This is a genomic window from Lentzea californiensis (genome assembly GCF_024648825.1).
GTDB classification, from domain to species: domain Bacteria; phylum Actinomycetota; class Actinomycetes; order Mycobacteriales; family Pseudonocardiaceae; genus Lentzea; species Lentzea californiensis.
The window spans coordinates 1,089,211-1,115,141 of record NZ_JANBBE010000001.1 but is presented as its reverse complement, the minus strand read 5'-3'; the positions used below and the strand labels follow the sequence as shown (position 1 = coordinate 1,115,141).

The window sequence follows — 25,931 nt, the reverse complement described above, 5'->3', positions numbered from 1 at the left end:
CTGGTGAGGGGCCGCTTTCGCGTGCGAGATCAGGGCCAGCGCTGGTTCCCGTCGCCGGGCTCGATCAGCTCGTAGATCGTCGCGTCCGGGTTCTCGTACACCTTGCGGGCGAGGTCCGGGTGGTCGTCGAGGTCGTCGATACCGGGCGAGCGCTGCATTTCCGGCCGCACCTTGCCCTTGCCGAAGATGACGTACTTGATGCCGAGGGTGTCGACGGCCTTGCGCGCCTTGGCATCCGTCGCCATCTCCTCGAGGTGCAACGTCAGCACACGAGCGGGAGAGTCGTCGGGAGCGCCGTAGAACTGCCACTCGGCGGGCTTCACGCCGGCCAGCGCGTACATCCACACCGAACCGTCGATGCGGTCGTTCATGACGACCGAACCGTTGGCGTGCTGGGCCAGCCACTGGTAAGCGTCGCGTTCGCCGCGGCGAACGGTGTCGGATTCCTTGTTGGTCGACGCCAGACGACTCGAGTTGCGGCCGAGGTAGGCCCCCTTGCCGAGCACGCCCAGCACCGCCACCAGCACGAGCCCGATCGCGATCGGAACCACGAACGCCGCGCGCGCGGCGCCGACCCGGTTCTCCACCCGGCCGGTGAGCTTCGTGGCGACCGTCCACACGAAGTACCCGACAGCCACGGAACCCGCGAGGGAGAGCAGGGTGGCGATGCGCCACGCGTCGTTGTAGAACGGGCCGGTGATGGTGTTGACGAAGTCGTTGTTCAACGACGCACATGCGGCGTAGACGGCACCGAAGACGGCGTAGGACGCGACGAGCCACAGCAGGATCCTGTTGCGCACCAACAGGACGATGCCGATGAACGCCACCATTCCGAGGACCCACTGCGGGAACCCGTTCGCCGGGGAGAACAGCAGCACCTGGCCGAAGCCCTCGGCGGGCGTGGCGAACTCCGGCCACTGTGCGGCGGTGACGCCTGCGACCGGCGCGAGCGCGGGCAGCGCGACCGGCACGACGGCCAGCGCCGCGATCACCACCGTGGTGATCAGTGGCAGCGCCTGCGCCTTCCAGTTCACCGGCTCGAGCTTGAAGGCCATCGCCAGCAGCAGCGTGAGCGCGTACACGACCACGATGAACGCGAGGCTCGTGTGCAGGCCGACCAGACCGGCGAGAGCGATCGCGACGGCCAGCGGCCCGGTGAGACCCCGATCCGTGAAGATCTTGCGCACCAGCGCGAGCGCGGCCGGGATGAGCGCGACAGCGGCGACGAACGGCCACAACGGTCCGCGCCACAGCGAGTCGTACGGGAACGCGGTGAACCACGTCGACACGGCGGCGGCCGCGGCGACCGCCAGCGGCGGCAGGCGCCAGGAGAGCGCGAACGCCGCGACACCGATCGGCCACGCGAGCAGCACGCCGAACACCGCGAGGTTCAGCAACTGCGGCATCGCCGCGAAGTTGTCGAGCATCGGCGCCAGGAAGGCGTGATAGGTGTTCGGGTAGAAGTAGTCCAGCTTGCCCGGCAGGTTCGCCGTCGGGGCGAGCGAGGACGGCAGCGAGCTGTGGTGCTCGGAGATCCACCGGATCGCGTTGCCGTGGAACGGCGCGTCCCAGTCCTGGTTGATCGTGTCGAGCCGGTAGCCGATGCCCCGCCAGTACGTCACAGCGCCGACGGCCATGCCGAGCACCACGCCGCCGGCGATGAGCAGGTGCTCACCGACCGTGCGCTTCGGAGCCTCCTCGGCGTTGACGTCGCCGGCCACGACCTTGCGCCGCACCAGCCACGTGATCACGCCGACGACGACGGCGAGTGCCAGTGTCCACAGCACCACCGAGAGCATCGTCCACGCGATGCCGAGCTTGCCGAGCACGAGGGCGCCCAGCGCCACCGTGCCGAACGTCAGCACCGGGGCGGTGCCCGCGAGCAGCCAGCCCCGCAGTCTGAGCGCGGAGCCCACCAGAAGTCCTGGCAACCAGAACGCCAGGATCACGAAAACGCCCATCAGAAGTCAGTTCCCCGGTCAGCCGGCGACCGCGGCGGACTTCGCCTTGACCTCGGCGACGGCGCGGTGCGACGGCAGGATCCGGCGGCGCTCGTCGTCGGCGTCGAGCTTGCCCGCGATGAGGTCGAGGAACCGGTCGAGCTGGGTCGCGAGCGGCTCACGTGCCGTGACCAGCTCGGGGATCTCGATGACGGTCTGCTGGCGGTAGCCGCGGCCGTCCGGGTCGGAGTCGTGCGAGATGTGCTTGTAGATCGTCACGTCGCGGCGCAGCAGGTCGACCTCGATCGACCGCTCCAGCTCCTGGATCGTCAGCGAGCGGATCTTGCGCTGGCCGATGCGGCTCGCCGAGACGCTCGCGATGCCGCCGGAGGGGAACGTGAGCAGCGTGTCCACCACGTCCTCCGCGCCCGGCACCGACGACGGGTGGAACTGGGCCACACCGGCCGAGACGCCCACGGGGTCGGCACCGCCGAAGCACTGGATCGCCAGGTCGACGTCGTGCACCAGCAGGTCCCACGCCACACCGGTGAGGATGCGCGGCGCGTACGGGGAGTGGCGCTGTGCCGAGACGTACACCGGCTCGGTGACGAGGCCGAGGGCCGTCATCACGGCCGGGTTGTAGCGCTCCAGCAGGCCGCACATGATCGGCAGGCCCTTGGCCTCGGAGAGCTTCAGGACCTCCTCGGTCTGCTCCAGCGAGGCGCAGACCGGCTTCTCGACCAGCAGTGGCTTGTTCTTCTCCAGCACCTGGAGCGCGAGCCCGTGGTGGCTCTCGGTGCTGGACGCGAGGACGACCGCGTCGATGCCGTCGAGGTCGCCCATGTCGGGCGCCCACGTCGTCTCGAACTTCTCGGCGGCGGCCTTGCCGATCTCCTCGCGCGGGTCGACGATCAGCGCGAGCTCGGCCCGTTCGGACTGGGCGGTCACACGGGCGTGCAGCGAGCCCATGTTGCCGACGCCGATGACCGCGATGCGGGGCAGGTTGCTCATGCGCCCAGCACCTCGCGAACCGTCGTGATGATCGTGTCGAGCTCGGCGTCGGTCAGCTTCGGGTGCACCGGCAGCGACAGGGCCTGGCGGGCGACGCGCTCGGCGACGGGAACGTCGGAGATGACGACCTTCGGGTTGTCCCGGTAGCAGTCGTAGTCGAACACCGTCTTCGGGTAGTAGATCCCGTTGCCGATGCCCTTCTCGGTCAGCTTCGCGGCGAACTCGTCGCGGCTGATCGGGGCGTCGTCGGTGATCAGCACCGTGTACTGGTGCCAGACGTGCGTGCGGCCCGGCAGCACCTGCGGCAGCTGGAGGCCCTTGACGCCGGCGAGGCCCTTGTTCAGGGTCTCGGCGTTGGCCTGGCGCGCCTTGGTGATCGTTTCGAGGCTCTCCAGCTGCGGGATGCCGATCGCCGCGTGGATGTCGGTCATGCGGTAGTTGTGACCCGCGACCTCGTACTGGTAGCGGGCCCGCATGCCCTGGTTGCGCAGCACGCGCAGCCGGTCCGCGAGGGTGTCGTCCGACGTCGTGATGACGCCGCCCTCGGCGGTGGTGATGTTCTTCGTCGCGTAGAGCGAGAAGCAGCCGAGGCCGAAGCTGCCCGACGGACGGCCCTCGTAGGTGGCGCCGACGGCCTGCGCCGAGTCCTCGACGAGCGCGAGACCGTGCTCCTGCACGACGGGCATGATCTTGCCCATGTCCGCCATCTGCCCGTAGAGGTGCACGGGCATGAGCACCTTGGTGTTCGGGGTGACGGCGTCCTTGATCTTGTCCGCGTCGATGTTGAAGTCGTCCTCGCGGATGTCGGCGAACCGTGCGGTCGCGCCTGCCTCGAGGATGGCGTTCAGGGTCGCCACGAAGGTGAACGGCGAGGTGATGACCTCGTCGCCGGGCTGCAGGTCGAGGACCTGGAGCGACGCCACGAGCGCGGTGGTCCCGTTGTTCACGGCCACGGCGTGCGGAACGCCGGCGACGCCCGCGAAGGCGTCCTCGAATCGCTTGACCATCGGGCCCTGCGCGATGGCCCCGGAACGCAGGACCTGGAGGACCAACTGCTCGGCAGCGGCCACGTCAACAACAGTAATCGGGATCATTCAGCAGTCTCTCGCCTTCGGGGATCTCCACCGGCGCGGCCGGTACAGTGCTCTGGCCTGCACGCGGGGCCCCACGCTACCCGTATGGGCGATCTCGCCTGTCCCCACCTCCTGATCGGACTCCCGTGGCCAACCACATCCATCCCAGTGCCGTCGTCGGTGACGGTGTCGAACTCGGCGACGGCATCACCATCGGTCCCGGGGCCGTCGTGCTCGGCCCGTGCGTCGTCGAGGACGGTGCGTGGATCGGCCCCGGTTGCGTCATCGGCACGCCGCCGGAGATCACCTCCGCCGACCACAACCGGGCGTGGGACGGCGACCTGGCGCACGCGGGTGTGCACATCGGCGCGCGGGTCGTCATCCGCGAACTGAGCACCGTCCACCAGGGCTCGTACCGGGCGACGACCATCGGCGCCGGCTCGTGGCTGCTCAACCGCGTGTACGTGGCGCACGACAGCCTGATCGGCACGGGCGTCACGCTGTCCGCCGGGGTGTCGCTCGGCGGCCACGTGCAGATCGGCGACAAGGTGAACGTCGGCATGAACGCCGCGGTGCACCAGCGCCGCGTCATCGGCGCCGGTGCCATGATCGGCATGGGCACGCCCGTCTCGAAGGACGTGCCCCCGTTCGCCCGCGCCTACGGCAGCCCGATCCGGGTGCACGGCGTCAACTCCGTCGGCATGAGCCGCTCCGGCATCTCCGACGCCGCGATCGAGGCGCTGACCAGCGCCTACGCCGCCGGTCAGGTGCCTTCGGAGATCCCCGCCGAGCTCCAGGTCGCCTTCAAGTGGTGGACCGAGGCCGAGGCCGCGAAGCCCCTCGTCTAGAACCAGCGTTCGAGGACCATCGCGACACCGTCTTCGGAGCTGGGCGCGGTGACCTCGTCGGCGGCGGCGAGAGCGGCCTCGTGCCCGTTCGCCATGGCCACGCCGTGCCCGGCCCACCGGAGCATCTCGACGTCGTTGGGCATGTCGCCGAACGCGATGACGTCCTGCTGGGACACGCCGAACCGCTCGGCCACGTCGGCGAGCCCGCTCGCCTTGGTGACACCGTGCACGGCGAGCTCGACCAGGCCGTTGTTCGTCGAGAAGGTCAGGTCGACCTGGCCGCCGAGCACCTGCTCGATCCCGGTGGCCATCTCACCGCTGGTCATGCCCGTGTGCCTGACCAGCAGCTTGATCGCCGGGTGGCCGAGCGTCTCGCCGCGGGTCACGCCCACGTTCGGGCCCTCCGGCCACGGGTGCGTGTAGCTCAGTTCGGCGACGAACGTGGCGTCGTCCTGCGCGGTGCCGACGCGTTCGACCGCGAACGTGCAGCCGGGCAGGGCGTTGTCGATGGTCGAGACGATGTCGTGCAACTGCACCGGGGAGAGTGTGCGCGCCCAGACGATCTCGTCGCGGCCGACGTCGTAGAGCACCGCGCCGTTCGCGCACACCGCGAGGCCGTCGAGCCCGGCGGCCGCGGCGATCTGCGGCACCCACCGCGGCGGCCTGCCGGTGGCCAGGACGAACGGCACGCCCGCCTCCAGCACGCGGGCGACGACCGAGGCCGTGCGAGGGCTCACGCCTTCGCCGGGAGGTGGGGTGAGCAGGGTTCCGTCGACGTCCGATGCGACCAATCTGGGCTGTTCCACGCCCCCATGGTGCCTGGTCCAAGTTCGTCAGCGGCTGAACAGGTGGTTACCTTGACGATCGTGCGCGCTGGAATCGTGATCCTTCCCGAACACCGGTGGTGGATGGCCGAACCCAAGTGGCGCGCCGCCGAGGAGTACGGCTTCCACCACGCGTGGACCTACGACCACCTCGGCTGGCGCACCCTGGTCGACGGCCCGTGGTTCGGCGCGGTGCCGACACTCACAGCCGCGGCCATGGTCACGTCGCACATCCGGCTCGGCACGTTCGTCGCGAGCCCCAACTTCCGCCACCCCGTGCCGTTCGCACGGGAGCTGCTGACGCTCGACGACGTGTCGGACGGCCGGTTCACGCTCGGCGTCGGCGCAGGTGGGGCGGGATACGACACGACGGTGCTCGGCGACAAGCCGCCGCTGCCGCAGGACCGCACGGCCCGGTTCGCCGAGTTCGTCGAGCTGCTCGACCAGCTGCTGGTGAAGGACCGCACGTCGTGGCAGGGCCGGTTCTACGCGGCGGAGGAGGCCCGCAGCGCACCCGGCTGCGTCCAGCGGCCACGGCTGCCGTTCCTCGTCGCCGCGAACGGCCCGAAGGCGATGCGGATCGCCGCGAAGTTCGGCCAGGCCTGGGTCACCACCGGCCCGCCGACCGAGGACGTCGAGGCGTGGTGGCGCGGCGTGGGCACGCTGGCGGAGCAGTTCAGCGAGACGTTGGCCACAGAGGGCAGGACCACGCGGGTGCACCGCTACCTGAACCTGGACTCCGCTCCGGTGTACTCGCTGTCGAGCGCGCAGTGCTTCCAGGACGCCGTGGGCAGGGCGGCCGCGCTGGGCTTCACCGACGTCGTGGCCCACTGGCCGCGGCACGACGGCGTGTACGCGGGCAGCGAGTCGGTGGTCGAGGAGGTCGCGGCGGACGTTCTGCCGGTTCTCGGGCACTAGCGTGTCGGTCGTGCGACATGTCGTGGTGATCGGTGGCGGAATCGTCGGGCTCGCGGTGGCGAACGAGCTCGCGGCGCGGGGCTCCCGCGTGACGGTGCTGGAGAAGGAACGCGGCTGGGGAGCGCACCAGACCGGCCACAACAGCAACGTCGTGCACGCCGGCCTCTACTACAAGCCGGGCTCGCTCAAGGCGCGGATGTCCGTCGCCGGCAACGCGTCCATGATCGCGTTCGCCCGCGACCACGGCGTCCCGGTCGACGTGTGCGGCAAGCTCGTGGTCGCGACCTCGGAGTCCGAACTCCCCCGCCTGCACGACCTCGCGGCACGCGCGGAGGCCAACGGCGTCCCGGCGAAGCTGATCTCGGCCTCGCAGGCACGCGAGTACGAGCCCGAGGTGTCGTGCGTGGCGGCCTTGCGCGTGGAGAGCACGGCGATCATCGACTACTCCGCCGTGTGCACAGCGCTGGTGGGCCTGCTGTCCGAGCACGACCTGCGCCTGCGCTCCCCCGCGCTCGCGATCCGCCCGGCTTCCTCCGGCGGCGTGGAAGTCGCGACGCCGCAGGGCGTGGTCAAGGCGGACGCGCTGGTGAACTGCGCGGGCCTGCACAGCGACCGCGTGGCACGGCTGGCGGGCCTCACCCCGTCGGCGCGCATCGTGCCGTTCCGCGGCGAGTACTTCGAGCTGCGCCGCACGTCCCTGGTCCGCGGCCTGATCTACCCGGTGCCGGACCCGACGCTGCCGTTCCTCGGCGTGCACCTCACCCGCATGCTCGACGGCAGCGTGCACTGCGGTCCGAACGCCGTCCTGGCGCTGCGCCGCGAGGGCTACCGCTGGCGCGACTTCTCCCTGGCCGACGTGGCCGACGTCGCCCGCTTCCCCGGCACGTGGCGCCTGGCCCGCAAGTACGCCCGCACCGGCGCCGAGGAGGTGCTGCGATCGTTGTCGCGCAAGCGCTTCGCCGCCTCGCTGGCCCGGCTCGTGCCCGCCGTGCGCGAGGACGACCTGGTGCGTTCCGAGGCGGGTGTGCGGGCGCAGGCCATGCTGCCGGACGGCTCGCTGGTGGACGACTTCCTCATCGAGACCGCGGCACGCCAGGTGCACGTGCTGAACGCGCCCTCACCGGCGGCAACCGGTTCGCTGGAGATCGCCAGGCACGTCGCCGACCGCCTGACCGACTCGATCGAGTGACACCAGCCTGAAGATCGACTACTCAGCGATGTGATACTCCCCCGATCGAGCTGGGCGATCAATCGGGGAGGGCTCTGCATGAGCACGATCAGTCATGCCGAGTACCTGGCTATGAAACGGTTCCCGGCTCTGGACGGCATGCGGGCGATCGCCGCCGTGATCGTCGTGATCTTCCACTTCGCCGGACCGAAGTGGCATTGGATCAACGGCTGGATCGGCGTCCACCTGTTCTTCGTGCTGTCCGGCTTCCTCATCACCACGCTCGCCCTGCGCGAGGAGAGCCGCGACGGAAAGCTGTCGATCCGCGACTTCTACGTGCGGCGAGCGTTCCGGATCCTGCCGGTGTACTACGTCGTGCTGCTGATCGTCGTCACGTTCGTGTGGTTGCGCGGTGAGTACTACGGCTACAAGTTGCCGGAGCAGCTGCCTTACTACTTGACCTTCACCAACGAGTGGGCGCCGCCCGGCCGGCTCTTCGGCCAGTCGTGGACGCTCGGCGTCGAGCAGAAGTTCTACCTCGTGTGGCCCGCGCTGATGTTCACCGTGGGTGCGTTCACGCTGAAACGCCGACTGCCTATGACGATCGGGATCATGGCGCTCGCCGCGGCCGGCCACTTCTCGGGCATCTCCGGACTCACGTCGGCCGCCTACGCGATGATCCTCATGGGCTGCGCGGTCGCCCTGGTGATGCACAGCCCCAGGGCGTTCAAAGTCATGCGGCCGTTCACCCACCCGCTCGCCGCGGTGCCGGTGCTCGTGGCCGCGGTCATGATCCAGACGAATGTGACCGAGATCGACGCCTGGTTCGGCGGCGTGAGCGGCGGGCTGATCCCCGTGATGTTCTACGGCATCGCGATCTCACTGCTCGTGACGTCGACGCTGGGCCGCGGACCGGTGCAGTGGTTGCTGTCGGTGCGGCCAATGGCGTTCGTGGGCGAGCGGTCGTACTCGCTCTACCTGATCCAGGAGATCGCCTGCTTCGTGGTGATCTACTCGATTCCGAGGTTCAGCACGCCGAGGCTGGCGACGGCACTCCTGGTCACGCTGGTGGCACTGGCCATGGCCGACCTGCTCTACCGGTGGGTGGAGCTGCCGATGATCGACCGTGGCCGCGTGCTGATCAAGAAGCTGCAGGCGCGCAAGGCCGCTCCGGCTGCCGAGACGCGGCAGCCGGAGCTGGCCTCTACCTCGGCTTGAGCACTTCCAGGCCGCCCATGAACGGACGCATCGCCTGCGGGACCACCACGGAGCCGTCGGCCTGCTGGTGGTTCTCCAGAATGGCGACGATCCACCGGGTGGTCGCCAGCGTGCCGTTGAGCGTGGCGGCGATCTGCGACTTGCCGTTCTCGTCGCGGTAGCGGACGTTCAGGCGCCGTGCCTGGAAGGTCGTGCAGTTCGACGTCGACGTCAGCTCGCGGTACTTCTGCTGCGTCGGCACCCAGGCCTCGCAGTCGAACTTGCGGTGCGCCGACGTGCCGAGGTCGCCCGTCGCCGTGTCGATGACGCGGTAGGGCACCTCGATCTTGGCGAGCATCTCCTCTTCCCAGCCGAGCAGCCGGGCGTGCTCCGCCTCGGCGTCCTCGGGCTTGACGTAGGAGAACATCTCGACCTTGTTGAACTGGTGCACGCGGATGATGCCGCGGGTGTCCTTGCCGTACGAGCCGGCCTCGCGGCGGTAGCACGACGACCAGCCCGCGTAGCGGCGTTCGCCGTCGAGGATCTCGTCGGCGTGGTAGCCGGCGAGCGGCACCTCCGACGTGCCGACGAGGTACAGGTCGTCGGCCGGGAGGTGGTAGATCTCGCTCGAGTGCGCACCCAGGAAGCCGGTGCCCGCCATGATCTCCGGCCGCACCAGCGTGGGCGTGATCATGAGCTCGAAGCCGTTGGCCATGGCCTGCGCCGCCGCCATGTTGAGCAGCGCGATCTCGAGCTGCGCGCCTACGCCCTTGAGGAAGTAGAACCGCGAGCCGCCGACCTTGGCGCCGCGCTCCATGTCGATCGCGCCGAGTCTCGTGCCCAGGTCGAGGTGGTCGACCGGCTCGAAGTCGAACACGCGCGGCTCACCGACGGTCTTGACGACCACGAAGTCGTCCTCGCCGCCGACCGGTGCGTCCGGGTGCACCAGGTTCGGGATCTTGGCGAGGAGCTCGTTGACCTCGGCGCCGGTGGCGTGCTGCTCGACCTCGGCGGCCTTGACCTCGGCGGCCAAGTCCTTCGCCTTGGCCAGCAGCGAGGCGCGCTCGTCGCCCTTGGCCTTGCCGACCTCCTTGCCGAGCACCTTCTGCTCGGCGCGCAGGGTGTCCGCGCGGGAGATGGCGGACCGCCGGCGCTCGTCCGCGGACAGCAGGCTGTCGACGACGCCTTCGTCCTCGCCACGGGCACGCTGCGACGCGCGCACGATCTCCGGGTTCTCGCGCAACACCTTGAGGTCAATCACCCTGCGAAGGGTAGTCCCCGCCCGATCCGCACTTCATCCGGATATCGAGGTCAGCGAGGCAGGCGCGCACAAAGGGACCCGGCGCCCATGAGCACCGGGTCCCTTTGCACAGCGGGTACTAGATGATCGCGACGGCCACCACGAGGCCCAGCGCCACGTGCGCGGCGGCCACGACGACGGAGGCAGGGGCGAAGCGGTCCGACTCGATCAGCGAGCCGATGTCCAGACGGGTCACCCACTCCAGCAACCGGACGGCCGCCACCTGCACGACGATGCCGAGAAGGCCGTAGATCAGCGACGAGAGCAGGCCCTCGTCGAGCTTGCCCGCCGAACTGTAGATGGCGACGACGACGATCAGCGCCATCGAGACGAGGCCGGAGGCGGTGACGATCACGGCGTTCGGCGCGCCGTTGCGGACCAGGATCGACAGCTTGCCCGGCGTCGTCCAGTCGATCGCGTAGAAGCCGAACACCATGAGGACCAGACCGACGACGGCGTACAGCGCGATCGCGCCGATGCCCCGGCCGATGGCCGAGCCGAAGCCGGGGTCCAACGCGAGCGTCGTGTAGTCCATTACCTGTTCCCTTTCGGAGTCTTACTCAACAATTCGATGCGGCACGAACGCCGCGCCGTCGTCGGTCACCAGACCGACCGTTTCCCGGATGCCGAGGCCTGCCGACGTGTCGCCGACGACCCAGGCACCCAACGCGGGGCGGTAGCCGTCGAACTCCGGAAGCGGATCGAACAGCTGGTACACGAAGCCTTCTTTGCCGTACACGCCGCCGGTCTGCGTCTCGTAGCCCGGGGCGACGATCTGGATGTTCGAGCCCTCGCGGCCCAGCAGCGGCTTGCGCACGTACTCGGTCAGCATGCCGGGGTCGTTCAGGTACGCGGGGAGCAGGTTGGGGTGACCGGGGTACATCTCCCACAGGACCGCGAGCAGCGCCTTGTTGGAGAGCAGCATCTTCCACAGCGGCTCGACCCACAGCGTGCCGGGCAGCGACTCCACGGCGTGGCGGCCGAACTGCTCCTCGACCACCCACTCCCACGGGTAGAGCTTGAAGACCGTGCCCATCGGGGACTCTTCGAGGTCGACGAACCGGCCCAGCAGCGTGTCCCAGCCGACCTCCTCGATCGCGAGGCCCACGGTGTTCAGGCCTGCTTCGGCGGCGGTCTCCTGCAGGCAGGCGATCGTGAGGTGGTCCTCGCCGGACGGGTCGGCGCCCGACCAGGTGAAGTGCAGTTCGCTGGAGGGCAGCTTGGCGCCGATCTCCGTCCACCGCTCGACCAGGCGCTCGTGCAGCGAGTTCCACTGGTCGCCGTCCGGGAAGACGTCTTCCTTCCAGTACCACTGGATGTAGGCGGCTTCCAGCAGCGACGTGGGGGTGTCGGCGTTGTACTCGAGCAGCTTCGCGGGACCCGAACCGTCGTAGCGCAGGTCGAAGCGCCCGTAGACGTGCGGGTCGCGGCGGCGCCACGACTCGGCGATGTGCGGCCACACCCACTCGGGGATGCCGAAGTCGCGGTACCGCTCGGTGAGCACCACGTTGTCGACGGCGTCGAGGCACATGGAGTGGAGCAGTTCGACATCGGCTTCGAGCGAGAGGACTTCGCTCATCTCGAACACGTAGTGCACGGACTCGTCCCAGTACGGACGGTCGGCGCCGTTCGTGTACTTCGCGGGTGAGCCGAACACCAACCCCTGGTCCGAGACCGTCCGCTGCCAGTTCGGCCGCGGCTGGGAGGTTTCACGACGCAAGTGTGCTCAGCCTCCGGTGCTCTTCGAACCGCTGCTGACGCCGAAGCCGCCGCGCTGGACGGACGTGCCCGACTTCGTCGTGACGTTCGCGCCCTTGGGGACCGTGTAGCTGCCGCCGACGGCCTTCTGGCCGACTGAGCCCGTGCCGCCGTAGTTGTAGCGGTACGACGTGCCACCGATGTAGATGAAGCCACCGCTGCTGTACCCACCGTGACTGCGGTAGTACGACTCGTCGCAGTAGTCGTCGTCGACGATCACGTTGTTCGAGTCGGTGCACTGCGCGGTGACGTTCTTCGGACTGGCGGCCGCGTACCAGATCGCGACCAGCGCGATCACGCCGACGGTGACTCCACCGCCGATGAGCAGGCGTTTGCGCGTCTTGCGCTTCTTCTCGAACGCGGCGGACTCGGCGGCGAACCGCTCCTGCTGCGCCTTCAGCGCGGCGGCACGAGCGCGTTGCTCGGCGACCGTGGCCTGGCGCGGCTTGGTCACGCCGGCCTGTTGCTGGCGCACCTTGCCCTTCGCGGACGGCTGGTTCGGGCCGGCCTGCTGCGGCGCAGGCTGGTACTGCGGCAGCTGCTGTGGCTGGCCGGGCTGTTGCGGCTGGCCGGGCTGTCCCGACGGCGACCCAGGCTGGGGCGTCGGCTGGCCAGGTCCTGGCAGGTTGTTGTCAGTCATCACCACTCCCGCGGGCAAGGTACCTAGCGAGACAGCTGAAACACGGCCAATTGAGTGACGAGTGTCCTAATAGCAACACTCGACCCAACCCGGCGCACAGCCGTCTCACACGGCACGGGCATCATGGATGAGATGTCTCCGAGCGCCGGTTGGTTGAGTCGATCCGGTCACATCCGCGACACGCGGCTTGTGATGGCCGGTGCCTTCGTGGGCGCTTTTGGCCTGCTGATGCTCTCCGCGTTCACGTCTGTGCTGGCAGGAGGCCCGCTCACCACCAAACGCGAGCTCGTCAACGCCGCGTACCAGGCCGCCGTGGGCGAGTGCCTCAACTGGGAGAAGGCCGACCTGTCGGACGCGCAGAAGGTCGACTGCTCGGCCGCGCACAAGTTCGAGGTCACCGGTACGGCCGACATCACCGCCGCGTACCCGAAGGAAGCGCCGTTCCCGAACGCCGAGGCGTGGGCGAAGATCGCGCAGGAGAACTGCGCCCAGGCGTCGACCACCTACATGGGCGGCAAGCTCGACCCGAAGGGCAAGTACGGCGTCAGCACCCTGAACCCGGACGAAGGCCGCTGGTCGAGCGGCTATCGCCAGCTCAGGTGCGGTCTGCAGGTCACCGCCCCGTCCGGTGCCGCCCTGCCGTCGTTCGGCAGCGCGAAGACCCAGGACCAGTCCGCCGTCTACGACCCCGGCGTCTGCGTGGCGCTGGCCGAGAACAACACGGTGGGTGACCCGATCGAGTGCGCCAAGCCGCACGCGTTCGAGATCGTCGGCGTCGTGCAGCACCCCGAAGGCCCGTTCGTGGCGCTCGAGGCGCAGGACTCGGCGATGTCCGAGAAGTGCGCGGCCATCGCCGCCGAGTACACCGGCGGCGCCGACCTGAAGGCCAAGAACCTGCTGGTCACGTGGGACACGCGCGCCGAGGAGAGCTGGGCCGTCGGCTCCCGCAAGGCCAACTGCAAGATCGGCGCGGTCCCCCAGGGCAACAACCTGGTGGCGTGGGAGGGCAGCGTCCGCAACCCCAACGGCGCGCCGCTGACCACCGCGAACCCGCCGCAGACGACGTCGGTCAGGGCCCAGGACGAGCCCACCGGCGCCCCGCTGCACTCCGAGTCGGGCAAGCAGCCGTCGGAGTCCGGCAAGCCGTCGGACTCGGACAAGCCCGACAAGCCCTCCTCCAGCCCGCCTCCGTCGAGCACCGAGAACCGATGACCGTCGAGATGACCAGGGCTCGTTTCGACGAGCTGGTCGAAGAGGCACTGGACCTCGTCCCGCCCGACTTCATGCACGCGATGAACAACGTCGTGGTGCTGGTCGAGGACCGCAACCCCGAGGAACCCTCGCTGCTCGGGCTCTACCAGGGCATCGCGCTGACGGAGCGCAACTCCGACTACGGGGGCACGCTGCCCGACCACATCTTCATCTACCGCGAGGCGATCCTCGACATCTGCCACACCGAGGAGGACGTGGTGGAGGAGGTCATCATCACCGTGGTGCACGAGATCGCGCACCACTTCGGGGTGGACGACGCGAGGCTGCACGAACTGGGCTGGGGCTGAGCGGCCTCCCCCGCACGGGGGACCCCGTTCAGGTCTGGCCGAGCGCGCGCTCGATCGCCCGGCGAGCCCTGCCGGGCGCCGCCTGGTCGTGCTGGAGCTGCATGGCCGCGTTCAGCGCCAGGCCGGCGGCGAGGATCTCGAACAGCGCTTGGTCGACGTCGAAGCTCCCCGGCAGTTCGCCGCCCTCCACCGCCGCGACCAGGTCCGCCCGCAGCTGTCCCTGCCAGCGCGACCACACCTCGGCCACCGCGTCGCGCACCGCGCCGGGACGGCCGTCGTACTCGCTGAGCGCCGCGGTCATCAGGCAGCCGCCGGGCAGCAGCGGTTCGGCCAGGTAACCCACGGAGTTGTCGCACACCACGCGCAGGCGGCGCAGACCGGGCGGCGAGGTCAGCGCGGGTTCGACCACGCGGTGCCAGAAGTCGACGAACGCCTTGTCGAGGGTGGAGATCTGCAGGGTCTCCTTGGTGCCGAAGTGCTTGTGCACCCCGGACTTGCTCATCTCCAGCTCCTCGGCCAGGCGGCCGATCGTGATGCCGTCGAGCCCTTCCTCGGAGGCGATCTCGGCGGCGCGCCCGAGGATCCGGCCTCGGGTGAGGAGCGCCTCGGCGGCGGAGCGACGCGGTGACATGGACCAATCTTAGCGTACGTGCGTTCTCTATTGATTTAGTGAACGCGCGTACGCTAAATTCCGCTCATGCGAGTGAGACGACTGGGTTGGGCCGGGGTCGAGATCGAGGCGCGGGGCGAACGGCTGGTGATCGACTACGTGGAGGACATGTCGCCGCTGTTCACGGGCTGGCGGCCCGGCATCGGGCTCGCGCGGCCGGGCGGAGAGGTGAGCGCCGCGCTGGTCACGCACCTGCACCGGGACCACACCGACGCGACGGCGCTGGCGGAGGTGCTCACGCCGGGAGCACCGGTCCTCCGCCCGGCGCGCGGGTACGGGGACGACGTCGACAACGTGGCGACGTTGCTGAGCGAGCGCGAGCTGGTCGAGCACGACCTGGCCGCGCAGGTGGTGGACACCTGGGACGTGCGCGACATCGGGCCGTTCAAGGTCACGGCCGTGCCGTCGATCGACGGGCTGGGCGATCCGCAGCTGAACTGGGTGGTGGAGGCGGACGGGCAGCGCGTCTTCCACGGCGGCGACACGATGTTCCACGGCTGGTGGTGGCTGGTGGCACGCCGCTTCAACCCGTTCGACGTGGCGTTCCTGCCCGCGAACGGCGCGGTGGTCGACGCGCCGCACCTGCAGCCGCCGAGCCCCGTGGCCGCGGCGATGGACCCGCTGCAAGCCGCGGCGGCGGCGAAGATCCTCGGTGCCTGGCACGCCGTGCCGATCCACTACGAGATGGACCAGCCGGTGAAGCTGCCCGGCTACGTCGAGGTCGCCGATCCGGAGAAGGAGTTCCGGGAGCACGCCGGACCGCGCGCCCAGGTGCTGAAGGTCGGCGAGTGGCTCGACCTCGCCGCGTAAGACCGAGCTAGATCTCGACGCCGGCCCAGGACCGGCACACCCAGCTGTCGCCCTCGGACTCCAGCACCACCACGCCGGTGTTCGGCAGCAGGTTCTCGGCCAGTTCCACCGGCACGTTGGACGCGAGGGCCAGCGCGCCCATCCTCCCGGCGCCGCCGTGCGTCACGACCATGACGGTGCCGTCGGCCCGAATGGTCGAGATGGCGCCGAGGAACCGGTCCAGCACCTGCTGCCCGGTCTCGCCGCCGCCGGGGAACGGCACGTCCAGCGCGCCCTCGGCCCACTGGATCACGGTGTCGAGGTAGGTCTTGTAGGCCTCGGTGTCGTTGCGGCCCTCGAGCGAGCCGACCTGGATCTCCTCGATGCCCTGCAGGACCTGGACGGGCAGGCCGAAGCGTTCGGCGGTCGGGGCGGCGGTCTGCTGGGCGCGCAGGCCGATGCTCGCGTAGACGGCGGTGATGTTCTCGCCGGCGAGGGCGTCGGCCAGTTCTCGGGCCTGCTTGAGGCCCAAGTCGGTGAGCGGGGGGCCTGGCATGGCCGTGTCCAGCCTGCGTTCGATGTTCGATGCCGTCTCACCGTGCCTGACCAGCAGCAACCTCACCCGCGCTCGCCCTTTCTGACAGCATCGACCCAGGAGGCGGCTGCGGCGAACTCGGCGTTGTGAGCCTCTGCGGGCTCGTGGTCGGCCTTCGGGAAGGACCCGAGGAACCGGATCTCGCGCGAGTGTCGGTGCAGCGCGGCCAGCGCGTCACCGATCCTCGGCTCTGCGATGTGCCCCTCGACGTCGATGTAGAAGCGGTACGTCCCCAGTTTGCCCTTCTGGGGGCGCGATTCGAGGCCGGTGAGATTGATGCCACGCAACGCCAGTTCGGTGAGCAGCTCGGACAGCACGCCGACGCGGTTCGGGGTGGTCACGACGACGCTCGTGCGGTCTGCGCCGGTCGGCTCAGGCAGCTGACCCGGACGGCGCAGCAGCAGGAACCTCGTGCGCGCGTCGGGCACGTCCAGGACGTCGGTGGCGTACTCGTCCAACTCGTAGTGGTGGACGGCGACGGGGGCGGAGACGGCCGCGTCGAACTCGCCGCGCTCGACGGCTGCGGCGGCGGCCGCGGTCGACGACGTGGCGATGGAGGTGGCGCCGGGCAGCGTGGCGGCGATCCACTCGCGGACCTGGGCCAGCGCGTGCGGGTGCGAGGCGACGGTGCGGATCTCGGTGGTGCCCGGCCGGACCAGCACGCTGAACCGGACGTCCAGCACCGTCTCGGCCACGGCGATGACCGGCTCGTCGCGCACCAAGACGTCGAGCGTCACGGGCACGGCGCCTTCGACTGAGTTCTCGATCGGCACGCACGCGAAGTCGGCCGAACCGTCGCGCACGGCGGCGACGGCGAGCGGGATCGTCTCGTGCGGAACGAGTTCACCCTCGAACCGCATGGCGGCCTGCTCGGTGAAGGTCCCCTGTGGTCCGAAGTACGCAATGCGAGGCACCGAGTCAGCGTAGTGCGGCCGACGAGGCGCGAATCACGCCTGTGTCGGTGGCCAATCCTGGGTTCCGCCGGGACCGTTCGAACTGGAATGCTTGGGGCGTGCCCGCTCTAGCGCCTGAACTCGTGTTGTGCGCGGTCGACGAACCCATGGCGAACGCCTGGCTCGCCGTCGCGGACGGCCGCGCCGGGGTGCGGGTGCACCGCGGGTCCGTTCTGGACATCCACGCGCAGGCCATCGTCAGCCCGGCGAACTCGCAGGGCTGGATGCGCGGCGGCATCGACGCCGTCTACGCCACGGCCTTCCCCCAGGTCGAGACCAACGTCCGCAGCGCCGTTCTGGCGTTGCACGGCGGTGAGCTCCCGGTGGGCGAGGCGCAGATCGTCGCGACCGGCGAGACCGAACCGGCGTGGCTCATCAGCGCCCCGACGATGCGCCGGCCCGGTGAACGGCTGCCGGTCGACACCGTCCACCCGTATCTCGCCGCACGGGCCGTCCTGATGCTCTGGCTCACCGGCCGCCTTGAGGACGGCACGCTCGTGCGCGACACCGTCCACACCATCGCGATGCCGGGACTCGGCACCGGGGTCGGAGGCGTCACACCGTCCACGTGCGCCCATCAGGTAGCCGCCGCGTGGGACGAGGCGTTCAACCCGCTGCACGTCTGACTTGTCCACACCCCTTGTGCACAACCCTGTGGACAGAGCTGTGGATGCTTGTGGACTACTGCCGTGGCGCGACCCATCGTTCCAGGTCGAGCTCGTCCGTGATGGGGATGCCGAACTCACCGACCGCGGGGATCTCGGGCTTGAGCTTGCGCGCTTCACGGACCGCGTCCGGTCTGAGCCCCACGAGCTTGAACCCGCGGCGCTGGTAGAAGCGGACCGCGTCGAGGTTGTCGTTGGTGGTCGTCAGGCGCACCCGGTTGCATCCGAGCGTGCGCGCCTGACGGACTGTGGCGTCGACCAGCGCGGTGCCGACGCCACGGCCTCGCCGAAGCGCGTCGATCGTGACGATCTCCAGCTGGTGGTTCGCCACCGCGTAGGTCAGCAGACCCAGCACCTGGCCCTGCTTCTCCACGAGGAAGCCCGGCAGACTCGCCGGGAAGAACACCTCGCCGTGCGCGACGGAGGTGTGCGCTCCCCATAGCTCGAGAACCAGTCGGGCGACAACTATGCGATCTGCTTCCTCGACCGGTCGTACCGAGCCTTCTGCCATGACAAGAACTGTGCCAATTCGAGTCACACTCAGGAACAGCCATTCGACGTACGGTGGATTCGTGCCAGTGCGCGTTCTGTTGATAGATGATCATGAAGTGGTGCGCAGAGGACTGCGCGAAATGCTCGACGACGAGGAGGACATCTCGGTCGTCGCCGAGGCCGGTTCCGTCGACGAGGCGGTGACGCGGGCTCGGAAGACCCCGGCCGACGTGGCGGTGGTCGACGTCCAGCTGCCGGACGGCAGCGGGGTCGATTTGTGCCGGTCGTTGCGGGACCTTGGCATTCGTTGCCTCGTGCTGACCGCGTTCGACGACGAAGAAGCGCTCGTCGGCGCGATCATGGCCGGGGCGTCGGGGTATCTGCTCAAGCAGGTTCGGGGTCAGGACGTCGTCACGGCCGTGCGCGAGGTCGCAGCTGGACGGTCCCTTCTGGATCCCGCGACCACAAGCCGAGTACTCGAACGGATGCGCAATCCAGCCCCGGTCGGCCTCACCGACCAGGAACAGCGCGTGCTCGAACTCATCGGCGAGGGCCTCACCAACCGCCAAATCGGTGAACGGCTCTTCCTCGCGGAGAAGACCGTCAAGAACTACGTGACGTCCGTTCTCTCCAAACTCGGCATGGAACGGCGGACGCAGGCCGCCGCCTGGGTGGCTAAACGGGGACGGACCAGGTGAGCGTCGTCCCGTTCGGCGAACTCACCACGCGGAAGTCCCCGCTCGCGGACTTCGCCCGTTCGGCGAGGTGCCGCAGCCCGCGCTGAGTCACGCCGGACGGGATGCCGCACCCGTTGTCCGCGACGCGCAGCAGCAGGTGCTTCTCATCGCGCCGTACGTCGATCTGGACGTTCGTCGCGCCTGAGTGCCGTACGACGTTCGACAACGCCTCACGCAACGCCGCCCGCGCGTCGTCGGCGTGCTTGCGCGGCACGTTCGCCAGGTCGCCGGCCACGTGCAGGCGCGGTGCGAAGCCGAGCAGTTCGCCGGCCGTGCGGACCTCGGCCTTGATCGAGTCGTGCAGGTCGGCGGAGTCGGCCGGGTCGGTGTTGCGCAGCTTGCGGACGGTCGCGCGGACCTCGGCGATCGTCTCGTCGACCAGGTCGACGGCCTCCTCGATGCGGGCGCGCTGACCCGCGTCGAGCTTCTTGCCGAGACGGCGTTGCAGAAGGCTGATCTGCACGCCGGCGCCGTAGAGCCGTTGGATGATCACGTCGTGCAGGTCGCGGGCGATGCGTTCGCGCTCCTCGTAGACCGCGACGCGCTGCCGTGCCGTGAAGCCCTCGGACAGCACGACCGCAAGGCCCGCCTGTGCCGCGAACGCCGTCAGGACGTCCACCGTCTCCTGTGTGAACGGCGGTTTGTCCCTGCGGCGGTAGACCGCCAGAGCGCCGATCTTGCGGTCCGAGGTGCCGAACGGCGCCACCGCGAACGGCCCGTAGACGCGCAACGGATGTGGCACGTACGGGGCCGTGCGCGGGTCGTTCGTGACGTCGTCGGCCATCACCGGCACGCCCGTGCGCGCGGCCTTGGCGGCGGCACTGCGCGGGCTCAGCGTCGCGACGATCGGCTCGCCGCTGGACGCCTCCACCGTCAGCGTGCCGTCGTCGTCCTCGGTGGCGAGCATGGCCAGGCCGAGGTCGGCGTCCGCGATCTCCGCGGCCGCCTCCACCACGAGCCGCAGCACGTTCTCCGGGTCTTCCAGCGCCGCCGACGTGATCTCGGTGGACGCGACGAGCACGCGCCGCGCCAGAGAGGGGTCCATGGTCCTCAACGGTATGCGGCGGTGCCGAGGTCCAGCACCAGGTCCGCCCTCGCCGCCTCGTCCGGGCGGTGCGTGATGTGCAGAATCGTCCTGCCGTCCTGCCTGAGCTGCTCCAGGAGCCTGCGCGCGGTCGGCTCGTCCAGGTGCGCGGTGGGCTCGTCGAGCAGCACCACGTCGGCGTCGTGCAGCAACGCCCGCGCCAGCGCCAGCCGTTGCGCCTCACCGCCCGACACCTGGTCCGGCCTGATCACCGTGTCGAGCCGGTCGGTCCACTCCGGCAGGCACGCCTTGCGCAGGGCCTCGCGCAGCGCCTCGTCGTCGTGCTGACCCGACATCCGCAGGTTCTCCCTCACGGTCGTGCTGACCAGCATCGGCTCCTGCGGGCACCAGGTGGCGCGCGGCAGTTCGACGATCCCCCGCTCCGGCTGCAGGAAGCCCAGGAGCAGCGCGAACAGCGTCGACTTGCCGCTGCCGGACGGTCCCACGATCGCGACGTGCGTGCCGGGTTCGACGTCGAGGTGGAGGTCCCGCAGCGTCGGCTCGGTCGCACCGGGCCAGCGGACGTCGACGTTCTCCAGCCGGATCCGCTTGCCGCGCGGCTGTTCTGGCCGTTCCGGCGCGTCGAACTGCAGCCGCGCGCTCGCTTCCCGCAACGCCCTGCGCTGCTGGGCGGCGAGTGGCAACGCGGCCAGCGGTTCGGCGAGCGCGAGCGGCACCAGACCCAGCACCGGGTTGCCGGTCGTGGCGCAGATCAGGGCCGCCGCACCGGTCGCGAGCAGGACGATCGCCGTGGCCGCGCCCGTGCCGAACGCCTGCCGGCGGGTCTGGCCCGCGAGCTCGACGTCCTCGGCGTGCAGCTGGGCCAGCAGGCGGTGGTGGGCGTCGTGCGCGATGAGGTCCGGTGCGGCGACGAGGGCGTTGATCGTGTCGCGGGCGACCTTGCGGCGGCCCCTGGCGAGCTTCGTGCTGGCTCGGCGTTCCATCCACACGGCGACGGCAGGTGCCGCCAGGCCGGCGGCGAGCAGCAGACCGCCCAGCGTCAGCGCGGCGGCCGGGTCGATGAACGCGAACAGGACCGTGGTCGCGACACCCGCGCCGATGGCCACGACCGGAGGCAGCAGCACGCGCGGCACGAGGTCCCTCACGGTGTCCGTGTCCTCGACGAGCCGTTGCAGGCCATCACGCCGTTGGGTCCGCACGAGCCGCAACCAGAGTTCAGCGCGGAGCTTGTTGGCGAGACGGAACGTCTCGTCGTGGGTGACGAGGCGCTCGACGTACCGCAGCACGCCCTTGCTCAGCGCGAACGTCCGCACGCCCACGACCAGCACCGACAGCGTCAGGATCGGCGGCATCTCGGCCGCTCGGGCGATCAGGTGGGCGGCCAGGGCGGTCAGCGCGATGCCCGCGACGGCCGCGAGGACGCCCAGCCCGGCGCCCTTCCACGGGATCGGCAGGCGCTTCGGGCGTTCCGCCTGCGTCTCCTCGGTGACGACCCTGGCGAACGTCTCGTCCTCGGTCGCCTCCTTCTCGCGGTGCGAGGCGAGGACGACGGCCGCCGTGTCGCTAGCTCTCTTGATCGCTTTGTCGACTTTGCGACTTGTCACCGGGTCGAGGTGCGCGGTCGGTTCGTCGAGAAGCAGCACCGTCGCGCCGTGACGAACCCTAAGCAGGGCGCGCGCGACTGCGACGCGTTGGCGTTCACCGGTCGAGAGGTCCGTGATCTGACGGTCGAGCAGATGCACGGCCGCGACCTCGTCCGCGACCTGCTCGACGTCGTCGGCGCCGGGAACCGTGAGCTCCAGCTCGGCGCGGGGCGTGGCGGCGGCGAACGCGGGCTTCTGCGGCACGTACGCGATGTCGCCGGCCACGAACGCGGTGCCGTCCGTCGGCTCCACAAAGCCCAGCAGCACCTGGAACGTCGTCGACTTCCCGGCACCGCTCGCGCCCTCGAGTCGATATATCTCCCCTGGCCTGACGTCGAAGCTGACGCCGTCCGGCGCAAACCCCCCGCGCCTCAGCACGCGGAGTCCTCTCACCCGGACGAGTGGTTGATGAGGGGAGCTTTCATAAACCTCAGGTTTATGAAAGCTCCCCTCATCAACCACGACTTCGGATACGCGGCGGACCGCTTCCAGACCGTCCTCGCTGGCGTGGTGGGCGGCACCGGCCGCGCGCAACGGCAGGTAGCACTCGGGCGCCAGGATCAGCACGACCAGCGCCGTCATCAGCGTCATGTCGCCGTGCACGAGCCGGATGCCGACACCGACCGCGATCAACGCGACCGAAAGCGACGCGGCGATCTCCAGCACCAACGCGCTCAGGAACGCGATCCTGAGCGTGCCCATCGTGGCCTTGCGGTGCTGTTCGCCGATCTGCCGGACCGCACCGGCCTGCTGCTCGGCCCGCCCGAAGACGGTCAGCACCGGGAGGGCGCGGAGCAGTTCGAGGAGCTGAGCCGACAGCAGTTCGGTGACGTCGGCGGCCTTGCGGACGCGCTTCTCGGTGTACCAGCCGATCAACGCGGCGAAGACCGGGATCAGCGGCACGGTGACGGCGATCAGCACGGCCGACGGCCAGTCGGTGAAGAGGATCCACGCACCGGCCAGCGGCGGCACGATCACGGCCGTGACCAGCGCGGGCAGGTAGCGGGTGAAGTAGGCGTCGAGCGCGTCGAGGCCCTTGGTCGCGAGCACCGACAGCTCGGCCGTGCCGCGGTCGGCGATCCAGCCGGGACCGCGTTCGAACGACTTGGCCAGCAACTGGGTGCGCAGTTCCTCCTTCGCGCCGGCGGCGGCACGGGCGGCGGCGCTTTCCGTCGCCCACGACAGACCGGCCCGCGCCAGGATCGCCACGGCCAGCAGCGGAAGGCCTTCGCGGGTCGTGATCACCGACGCCAGCGCGACGGCCTGGGCGACGAGCGCCAGGGCGTTGAGGAACGCCAGCGCGCCCACCCCGACGAGGGCGCGCCTGGCGTTCCTGGAGAGCTGGGGCAGAGCTCCCAGCGGGCCTCGCTTCATCAGTGCGCTGGTCTCCATCTATCCGGCTGGGATGTGCTTGACACCGATGCGCTTGCGGAACACCCAGTAGGTCCAGCCCTGGTAGACGAGCACCGCGGGCGTGCCGAAGCCGGCGACCCACGTGATCACCTGCAACGTGTACGGGCTCGACGCGCTGTTGGCGACCGTGAGCGACCACGCGTCGTTCAACGTCGACGGCAGGACGTTCGGGTAGAGCGAGCCGAACAGGATCGCGACGCTCGCCGCGATCGCGAGGCCCATCAACGCGAACGACTGGCCCTCGCGGTTCACGGTCAACCGCCACATCGCGGCGACGAGGATCAGCGCGACCACGCCCGCCCAGAGCCCGGCGACGATCGCGAGCAGCGCGACCAACGGCAGGAGTGCGACGGGCGCGAGCATGACCGCGACGCGGCGGGCACGTTCGCGGATCTCGCCCTCGGTCTTGAGCGCCGTGAACACCGCGCCGTGCACCAGTGCGTACCCCGCGAAGGCGAGCGCGCCGATGATCGTGTCGAGCCGGATGGCCGCGAAGGGCGACCCCACCCGGTCGCCGTTCGCGTCGATCGGCAGGCCCAGGACCGTCGTCGAGATCAGCAGGCCGACGCAGAGCGTGGCGATCCACGAGCCGGCGACGATCGTGAAGTCCCAGGCCCTTCGCCAGCGCGGGTTGTCGACCTTGCCGCGGTAGTCGAACGCCACTCCACGGCCGATCAGGGCGATCAGGAACAAAGTCAGCGGCAGGTACACGGCGCTCAAGAGCGCCGCGTACCAGCCGGGGAAGGCCGCGAACGTGGCACCGATCGCGACGATGAGCCACACCTCGTTGCCGTCCCAGACCGGCCCGATGGTGTTGATCATGACTCGGCGTTCGGCGTTGTCGCGGCCCAGGACGGGCAGCAGCATGCCGACACCGAAGTCGAAACCTTCGAGGAACAGATAGCCGAGCCACAGCACGGCGATCAGCACGAACCAGAGCGTTTCCACGTCGCCTCTCCCCTAGTACGCGAACGCCAGGGCGCCGTCGTCGGTCTTCTGGGGCAGCACGCCCGGAATCCCGCCTCTGACGTACTTGCGGATCAGGTAGAACTCCACGACCGCCAGCACGCTGTAGACCGTGGTGAGCGCGATGAGCGAGGTCAGGATCTCGCCGGGTGTGCTGTTCGAGACCGCCTGCGCGGTGAACATCCAGACCCCGTCGATCCCCGTCGGGTTCGGCACCACCACGAACGGCTGCCGCCCCATCTCCGTGAAGATCCAGCCCGCGCTGTTGGCCAGGAAGGGCGTCGCGATGCCGGCGAGGCCGAGAACCGGGAACCACCATCCGGCGGGCGTCCGGTTCCTGCGGGTCAACCAGAGCATGAAGACACCGAGACCGGCCGAGATGCCGCCGAACCCGATCATCAACCGGAAACCCCAGTACGTCACGGGAAGCGCGGGCACGTAGTCGATCGGCTTGCCGCTGAGCTCGCCCAGCCGCTCGTCGACCGGGTAGAACTCGCCGTACTTCTCCTGGTACATCGGGACGAGGTCCTGGATGCCCTTGACCTCGCTGCTGAAGTCGTTGTGCGCCAGGAAACTCAGCAGTGCGGGCACCGTGATGCTCTTGACGTTCTCGCAGTCGGGCCTGGTGACGTCGCCGATCGCGAAGATGCTGAAGCTCGCGGGCTGTTCGGTGTGGCACAAGGCTTCCGCGGCGGCCATCTTCATCGGCTGCTGCTCGAACATCAGCTTGCCCTGCAGGTCACCGGTGATCGCCAGCGCGCTGAACGCGACGACGCCGACCCAGGTGCCGAGCTTGAGCGAGCTGCGCCAGACCCGTTCCTCCTCCGACTTGCGGTGCAGGTGCCAGGCGGCGATGCCCACGAGGAACGCGGCGGACACCGCGAACGCGCCCGCGATGGTGTGCGGGAAGGCGGCGAGCGTCGTGTTGTTCGTCAGCACGGCCCAGATCGAGGTGAGGCGCGGACGGCCCTCGTGCATCTCGATGCCGACCGGGTGCTGCATCCACGAGTTGGCGGCGAGGATGAAGTACGCGCTGGCCATCGTGGCGAGCGAGAACGCCCAGGCGCAGGCGAGGTGGACCTTCTTCGGCAGCTTGTCCCAGCCGAAGATCCACAGACCGAGGAAGGTCGACTCGACGAAGAAGGCGACGATCCCCTCCATCGCGAGCGGAGCGCCGAACACGTCACCGACGAACCGCGAGTAGGCGCTCCAGGCCATGCCGAACTGGAACTCCTGCACGATGCCCGTCACGACGCCCATGGCGAAGTTGATCAGGAGGAGCTTCCCCCAGAACTTCGTCATCTTGTAGTAGCGCTCGTTGCCCGTGCGCACCCACGCGGTCTGCATCCCCGCGACGAGCAGGGAAAGGCCGATCGTCAGCGGCACCATCAGAAAGTGGTAGACGGTGGTGATGCCGAACTGCCACCGCGCGAGTTCGAGTACTTCCACGTCTTCGAGCGTAGGTGTGGATCATGGCTGCCATCAGGTACGACGGTCCCGTCCATGGTCGGGACCTAGGTCCCGTGCGCGAGGTCACGCCTTGTGGGTGACATGCGTCGGATACGATGTATGTGCCAGAGGGGAGTAGTTCCCACCGGAGTTCGCGGCCGGTGGCGTGGAGATCGACATACTGGTCCGCCTTCGAGTGGATCCGGTCCCACACCCGATGAACTTGTCGGGCGAACGAGACCTCCGGCCAGGTTGCAGCATGCCTGGTCGGGGTCTGT

At 69.4% G+C, this 25,931-nt stretch carries 25 protein-coding genes; 9 read left to right on the top strand and 16 right to left on the bottom strand.

The window, feature by feature from the left end; translation table 11 throughout:
* Nucleotides 1–29: 29 nt before the first annotated feature.
* Genes LX88_RS05885 through LX88_RS05875 form a run of 3 tightly spaced genes read right to left on the bottom strand, consistent with a single transcriptional unit; the run spans nucleotide 30 to nucleotide 4,045 of the window.
* The gene (locus LX88_RS05885; RefSeq protein ID WP_258946773.1) at nucleotides 30–1,961 is read right to left on the bottom strand and encodes a DUF6541 family protein; all 1,932 of its coding nucleotides are present in this window, start codon (nucleotides 1,959–1,961) and stop codon (nucleotides 30–32) included.
* Between the two features lie 18 nt (nucleotides 1,962–1,979).
* Nucleotides 1,980–2,951, bottom strand: coding sequence for a Gfo/Idh/MocA family protein (locus tag LX88_RS05880; protein WP_258946772.1), 972 nt, complete (start codon nucleotides 2,949–2,951; stop codon nucleotides 1,980–1,982).
* Nucleotides 2,948–4,045 (bottom strand): DegT/DnrJ/EryC1/StrS family aminotransferase, encoded by a 1,098-nt coding sequence (locus LX88_RS05875; protein WP_258946771.1) that lies wholly within the window; start codon nucleotides 4,043–4,045, stop codon nucleotides 2,948–2,950. Before LX88_RS05875 ends, LX88_RS05880 begins: the two co-directional genes overlap by 4 nt.
* Nucleotides 4,046–4,170: 125 nt before the next feature.
* Here LX88_RS05875 and LX88_RS44180 point away from each other — a divergent pair, with 125 nt between their 5' ends.
* Nucleotides 4,171–4,872, top strand: coding sequence for a UDP-N-acetylglucosamine acyltransferase (locus LX88_RS44180; protein WP_258946770.1), 702 nt, complete (start codon nucleotides 4,171–4,173; stop codon nucleotides 4,870–4,872).
* Here the strand turns inward: LX88_RS44180 and LX88_RS05865 are convergent.
* A complete protein-coding gene (locus LX88_RS05865) occupies nucleotides 4,869–5,678 on the bottom strand; it encodes an HAD family hydrolase (RefSeq protein ID WP_258946769.1) in 810 nt (269 codons plus the stop codon). The two genes, LX88_RS44180 and LX88_RS05865, sit on opposite strands and share 4 nt — an antisense overlap.
* 60 nt (nucleotides 5,679–5,738) lie before the next feature.
* Here LX88_RS05865 and LX88_RS05860 point away from each other — a divergent pair, with 60 nt between their 5' ends.
* The 3 genes from LX88_RS05860 (at nucleotide 5,739) to LX88_RS05850 (ending at nucleotide 9,000) form a co-directional block, all read left to right on the top strand.
* Nucleotides 5,739–6,614 (top strand): LLM class flavin-dependent oxidoreductase, encoded by an 876-nt coding sequence (locus LX88_RS05860; RefSeq protein WP_258946768.1) that lies wholly within the window; start codon nucleotides 5,739–5,741, stop codon nucleotides 6,612–6,614.
* A gap of 10 nt (nucleotides 6,615–6,624) precedes the next feature.
* Nucleotides 6,625–7,803: an L-2-hydroxyglutarate dehydrogenase gene (gene lhgD / locus LX88_RS05855; RefSeq protein WP_258946767.1), complete on the top strand. Its 1,179-nt coding sequence runs from the start codon at nucleotides 6,625–6,627 to the stop codon at nucleotides 7,801–7,803.
* Nucleotides 7,804–7,881: 78 nt separating this feature from the next.
* On the top strand, nucleotides 7,882–9,000 hold the full coding sequence (locus LX88_RS05850; protein ID WP_258946766.1) for an acyltransferase family protein: 1,119 nt from the start codon (nucleotides 7,882–7,884) through the stop codon (nucleotides 8,998–9,000).
* Here the strand turns inward: LX88_RS05850 and serS are convergent.
* The 4 genes from serS to LX88_RS05830 all read right to left on the bottom strand — a co-directional run bounded on the left by serS (nucleotide 8,987) and on the right by LX88_RS05830 (nucleotide 12,677).
* Nucleotides 8,987–10,240, bottom strand: coding sequence for a serine--tRNA ligase (serS, locus tag LX88_RS05845; RefSeq protein WP_258946765.1), 1,254 nt, complete (start codon nucleotides 10,238–10,240; stop codon nucleotides 8,987–8,989). The two genes, LX88_RS05850 and serS, sit on opposite strands and share 14 nt — an antisense overlap.
* 118 nt (nucleotides 10,241–10,358) lie before the next feature.
* Nucleotides 10,359–10,814: a DUF350 domain-containing protein gene (locus LX88_RS05840; protein WP_090072166.1), complete on the bottom strand. Its 456-nt coding sequence runs from the start codon at nucleotides 10,812–10,814 to the stop codon at nucleotides 10,359–10,361.
* 21 nt (nucleotides 10,815–10,835) lie between these two features.
* The gene (locus LX88_RS05835; protein WP_258946764.1) at nucleotides 10,836–11,999 is read right to left on the bottom strand and encodes a glutathionylspermidine synthase family protein; all 1,164 of its coding nucleotides are present in this window, start codon (nucleotides 11,997–11,999) and stop codon (nucleotides 10,836–10,838) included.
* Nucleotides 12,000–12,005: 6 nt separating this feature from the next.
* Nucleotides 12,006–12,677 carry a hypothetical protein gene (locus LX88_RS05830; protein WP_258946763.1) on the bottom strand — a complete coding sequence of 224 codons (672 nt, stop codon included), beginning with the start codon at nucleotides 12,675–12,677 and terminating at the stop codon, nucleotides 12,006–12,008.
* A 207-nt stretch (nucleotides 12,678–12,884) separates the two neighbouring features.
* Between LX88_RS05830 and LX88_RS05825 the strand changes: the two genes are divergently transcribed.
* Both LX88_RS05825 and LX88_RS05820 read left to right on the top strand, forming a co-directional pair.
* Complete coding sequence (locus tag LX88_RS05825; RefSeq protein WP_258946762.1) at nucleotides 12,885–13,889, top strand: septum formation family protein; 1,005 nt, start codon at nucleotides 12,885–12,887, stop codon at nucleotides 13,887–13,889.
* A complete protein-coding gene (locus tag LX88_RS05820; RefSeq protein WP_090072158.1) occupies nucleotides 13,886–14,236 on the top strand; it encodes a metallopeptidase family protein in 351 nt (116 codons plus the stop codon). Before LX88_RS05825 ends, LX88_RS05820 begins: the two co-directional genes overlap by 4 nt.
* A 28-nt stretch (nucleotides 14,237–14,264) precedes the next feature.
* On the opposite strand, the gene LX88_RS05815 is transcribed toward LX88_RS05820, so the two are convergent.
* Nucleotides 14,265–14,867: a TetR/AcrR family transcriptional regulator gene (locus LX88_RS05815; RefSeq protein WP_258946761.1), complete on the bottom strand. Its 603-nt coding sequence runs from the start codon at nucleotides 14,865–14,867 to the stop codon at nucleotides 14,265–14,267.
* Between the two features lie 66 nt (nucleotides 14,868–14,933).
* On the opposite strand from LX88_RS05815, the gene LX88_RS05810 reads away from it, so the two are divergent.
* Complete coding sequence (locus tag LX88_RS05810; RefSeq protein WP_258946760.1) at nucleotides 14,934–15,716, top strand: MBL fold metallo-hydrolase; 783 nt, start codon at nucleotides 14,934–14,936, stop codon at nucleotides 15,714–15,716.
* 7 nt (nucleotides 15,717–15,723) lie between these two features.
* Here the strand turns inward: LX88_RS05810 and LX88_RS05805 are convergent, their stop codons facing one another.
* A complete protein-coding gene (locus LX88_RS05805) occupies nucleotides 15,724–16,317 on the bottom strand; it encodes a histidine phosphatase family protein (RefSeq protein WP_258946759.1) in 594 nt (197 codons plus the stop codon).
* Nucleotides 16,314–17,204 carry a prephenate dehydratase gene (gene pheA, locus LX88_RS05800; protein ID WP_258946758.1) on the bottom strand — a complete coding sequence of 297 codons (891 nt, stop codon included), beginning with the start codon at nucleotides 17,202–17,204 and terminating at the stop codon, nucleotides 16,314–16,316. Before pheA ends, LX88_RS05805 begins: the two co-directional genes overlap by 4 nt.
* A gap of 146 nt (nucleotides 17,205–17,350) precedes the next feature.
* Here pheA and LX88_RS05795 point away from each other — a divergent pair, with 146 nt between their 5' ends.
* Nucleotides 17,351–17,869 carry a macro domain-containing protein gene (locus LX88_RS05795; protein WP_258947618.1) on the top strand — a complete coding sequence of 173 codons (519 nt, stop codon included), beginning with the start codon at nucleotides 17,351–17,353 and terminating at the stop codon, nucleotides 17,867–17,869.
* Nucleotides 17,870–17,924: 55 nt separating this feature from the next.
* On the opposite strand, the gene LX88_RS05790 is transcribed toward LX88_RS05795, so the two are convergent.
* On the bottom strand, nucleotides 17,925–18,419 hold the full coding sequence (locus LX88_RS05790; RefSeq protein ID WP_258946757.1) for a GNAT family N-acetyltransferase: 495 nt from the start codon (nucleotides 18,417–18,419) through the stop codon (nucleotides 17,925–17,927).
* 61 nt (nucleotides 18,420–18,480) lie between these two features.
* On the opposite strand from LX88_RS05790, the gene LX88_RS05785 reads away from it, so the two are divergent.
* The gene (locus LX88_RS05785; protein ID WP_258946756.1) at nucleotides 18,481–19,098 is read left to right on the top strand and encodes a response regulator; all 618 of its coding nucleotides are present in this window, start codon (nucleotides 18,481–18,483) and stop codon (nucleotides 19,096–19,098) included.
* Here the strand turns inward: LX88_RS05785 and LX88_RS05780 are convergent.
* Genes LX88_RS05780 through LX88_RS05765 form a run of 4 tightly spaced genes read right to left on the bottom strand, consistent with a single transcriptional unit; the run spans nucleotide 19,076 to nucleotide 25,653 of the window.
* Nucleotides 19,076–20,182 carry a GAF domain-containing sensor histidine kinase gene (locus tag LX88_RS05780; protein ID WP_258946755.1) on the bottom strand — a complete coding sequence of 369 codons (1,107 nt, stop codon included), beginning with the start codon at nucleotides 20,180–20,182 and terminating at the stop codon, nucleotides 19,076–19,078. The two genes, LX88_RS05785 and LX88_RS05780, sit on opposite strands and share 23 nt — an antisense overlap.
* 5 nt (nucleotides 20,183–20,187) lie before the next feature.
* Nucleotides 20,188–23,199, bottom strand: coding sequence for a thiol reductant ABC exporter subunit CydD (gene cydD / locus LX88_RS05775; protein ID WP_258946754.1), 3,012 nt, complete (start codon nucleotides 23,197–23,199; stop codon nucleotides 20,188–20,190).
* An 18-nt stretch (nucleotides 23,200–23,217) separates the two neighbouring features.
* Nucleotides 23,218–24,186, bottom strand: a complete 969-nt coding sequence (cydB, locus tag LX88_RS05770; protein WP_258946753.1) for a cytochrome d ubiquinol oxidase subunit II — start codon at nucleotides 24,184–24,186, stop codon at nucleotides 23,218–23,220.
* 12 nt (nucleotides 24,187–24,198) lie between these two features.
* Nucleotides 24,199–25,653, bottom strand: coding sequence for a cytochrome ubiquinol oxidase subunit I (locus LX88_RS05765; RefSeq protein ID WP_258946752.1), 1,455 nt, complete (start codon nucleotides 25,651–25,653; stop codon nucleotides 24,199–24,201).
* Between the last annotated feature and the right edge of the window lie 278 nt (nucleotides 25,654–25,931).

Excerpts from the sequence above, each read along its gene's own strand:
- LX88_RS05885 (WP_258946773.1), bottom strand. The coding sequence starts at position 1,961 with ATGGGCGTTTTCGTGATCCTGGCGTTCTGGTTGCCAGGACTTCTGGTG.
- LX88_RS05880 (WP_258946772.1), bottom strand. The coding sequence starts at position 2,951 with ATGAGCAACCTGCCCCGCATCGCGGTCATCGGCGTCGGCAACATGGGC.
- LX88_RS05875 (WP_258946771.1), bottom strand. The coding sequence starts at position 4,045 with ATGATCCCGATTACTGTTGTTGACGTGGCCGCTGCCGAGCAGTTGGTC.
- LX88_RS05850 (WP_258946766.1), top strand. The coding sequence starts at position 7,882 with ATGAGCACGATCAGTCATGCCGAGTACCTGGCTATGAAACGGTTCCCG.
- LX88_RS05840 (WP_090072166.1), bottom strand. The coding sequence starts at position 10,814 with ATGGACTACACGACGCTCGCGTTGGACCCCGGCTTCGGCTCGGCCATC.
- LX88_RS05830 (WP_258946763.1), bottom strand. The coding sequence starts at position 12,677 with ATGACTGACAACAACCTGCCAGGACCTGGCCAGCCGACGCCCCAGCCT.
- LX88_RS05820 (WP_090072158.1), top strand. The coding sequence starts at position 13,886 with ATGACCGTCGAGATGACCAGGGCTCGTTTCGACGAGCTGGTCGAAGAG.
- LX88_RS05815 (WP_258946761.1), bottom strand. The coding sequence starts at position 14,867 with ATGTCACCGCGTCGCTCCGCCGCCGAGGCGCTCCTCACCCGAGGCCGG.
- LX88_RS05810 (WP_258946760.1), top strand. The coding sequence starts at position 14,934 with ATGCGAGTGAGACGACTGGGTTGGGCCGGGGTCGAGATCGAGGCGCGG.
- LX88_RS05795 (WP_258947618.1), top strand. The coding sequence starts at position 17,351 with ATGGCGAACGCCTGGCTCGCCGTCGCGGACGGCCGCGCCGGGGTGCGG.
- LX88_RS05790 (WP_258946757.1), bottom strand. The coding sequence starts at position 18,419 with ATGGCAGAAGGCTCGGTACGACCGGTCGAGGAAGCAGATCGCATAGTT.
- LX88_RS05780 (WP_258946755.1), bottom strand. The coding sequence starts at position 20,182 with ATGGACCCCTCTCTGGCGCGGCGCGTGCTCGTCGCGTCCACCGAGATC.
- cydD (WP_258946754.1), bottom strand. The coding sequence starts at position 23,199 with ATGAAGCGAGGCCCGCTGGGAGCTCTGCCCCAGCTCTCCAGGAACGCC.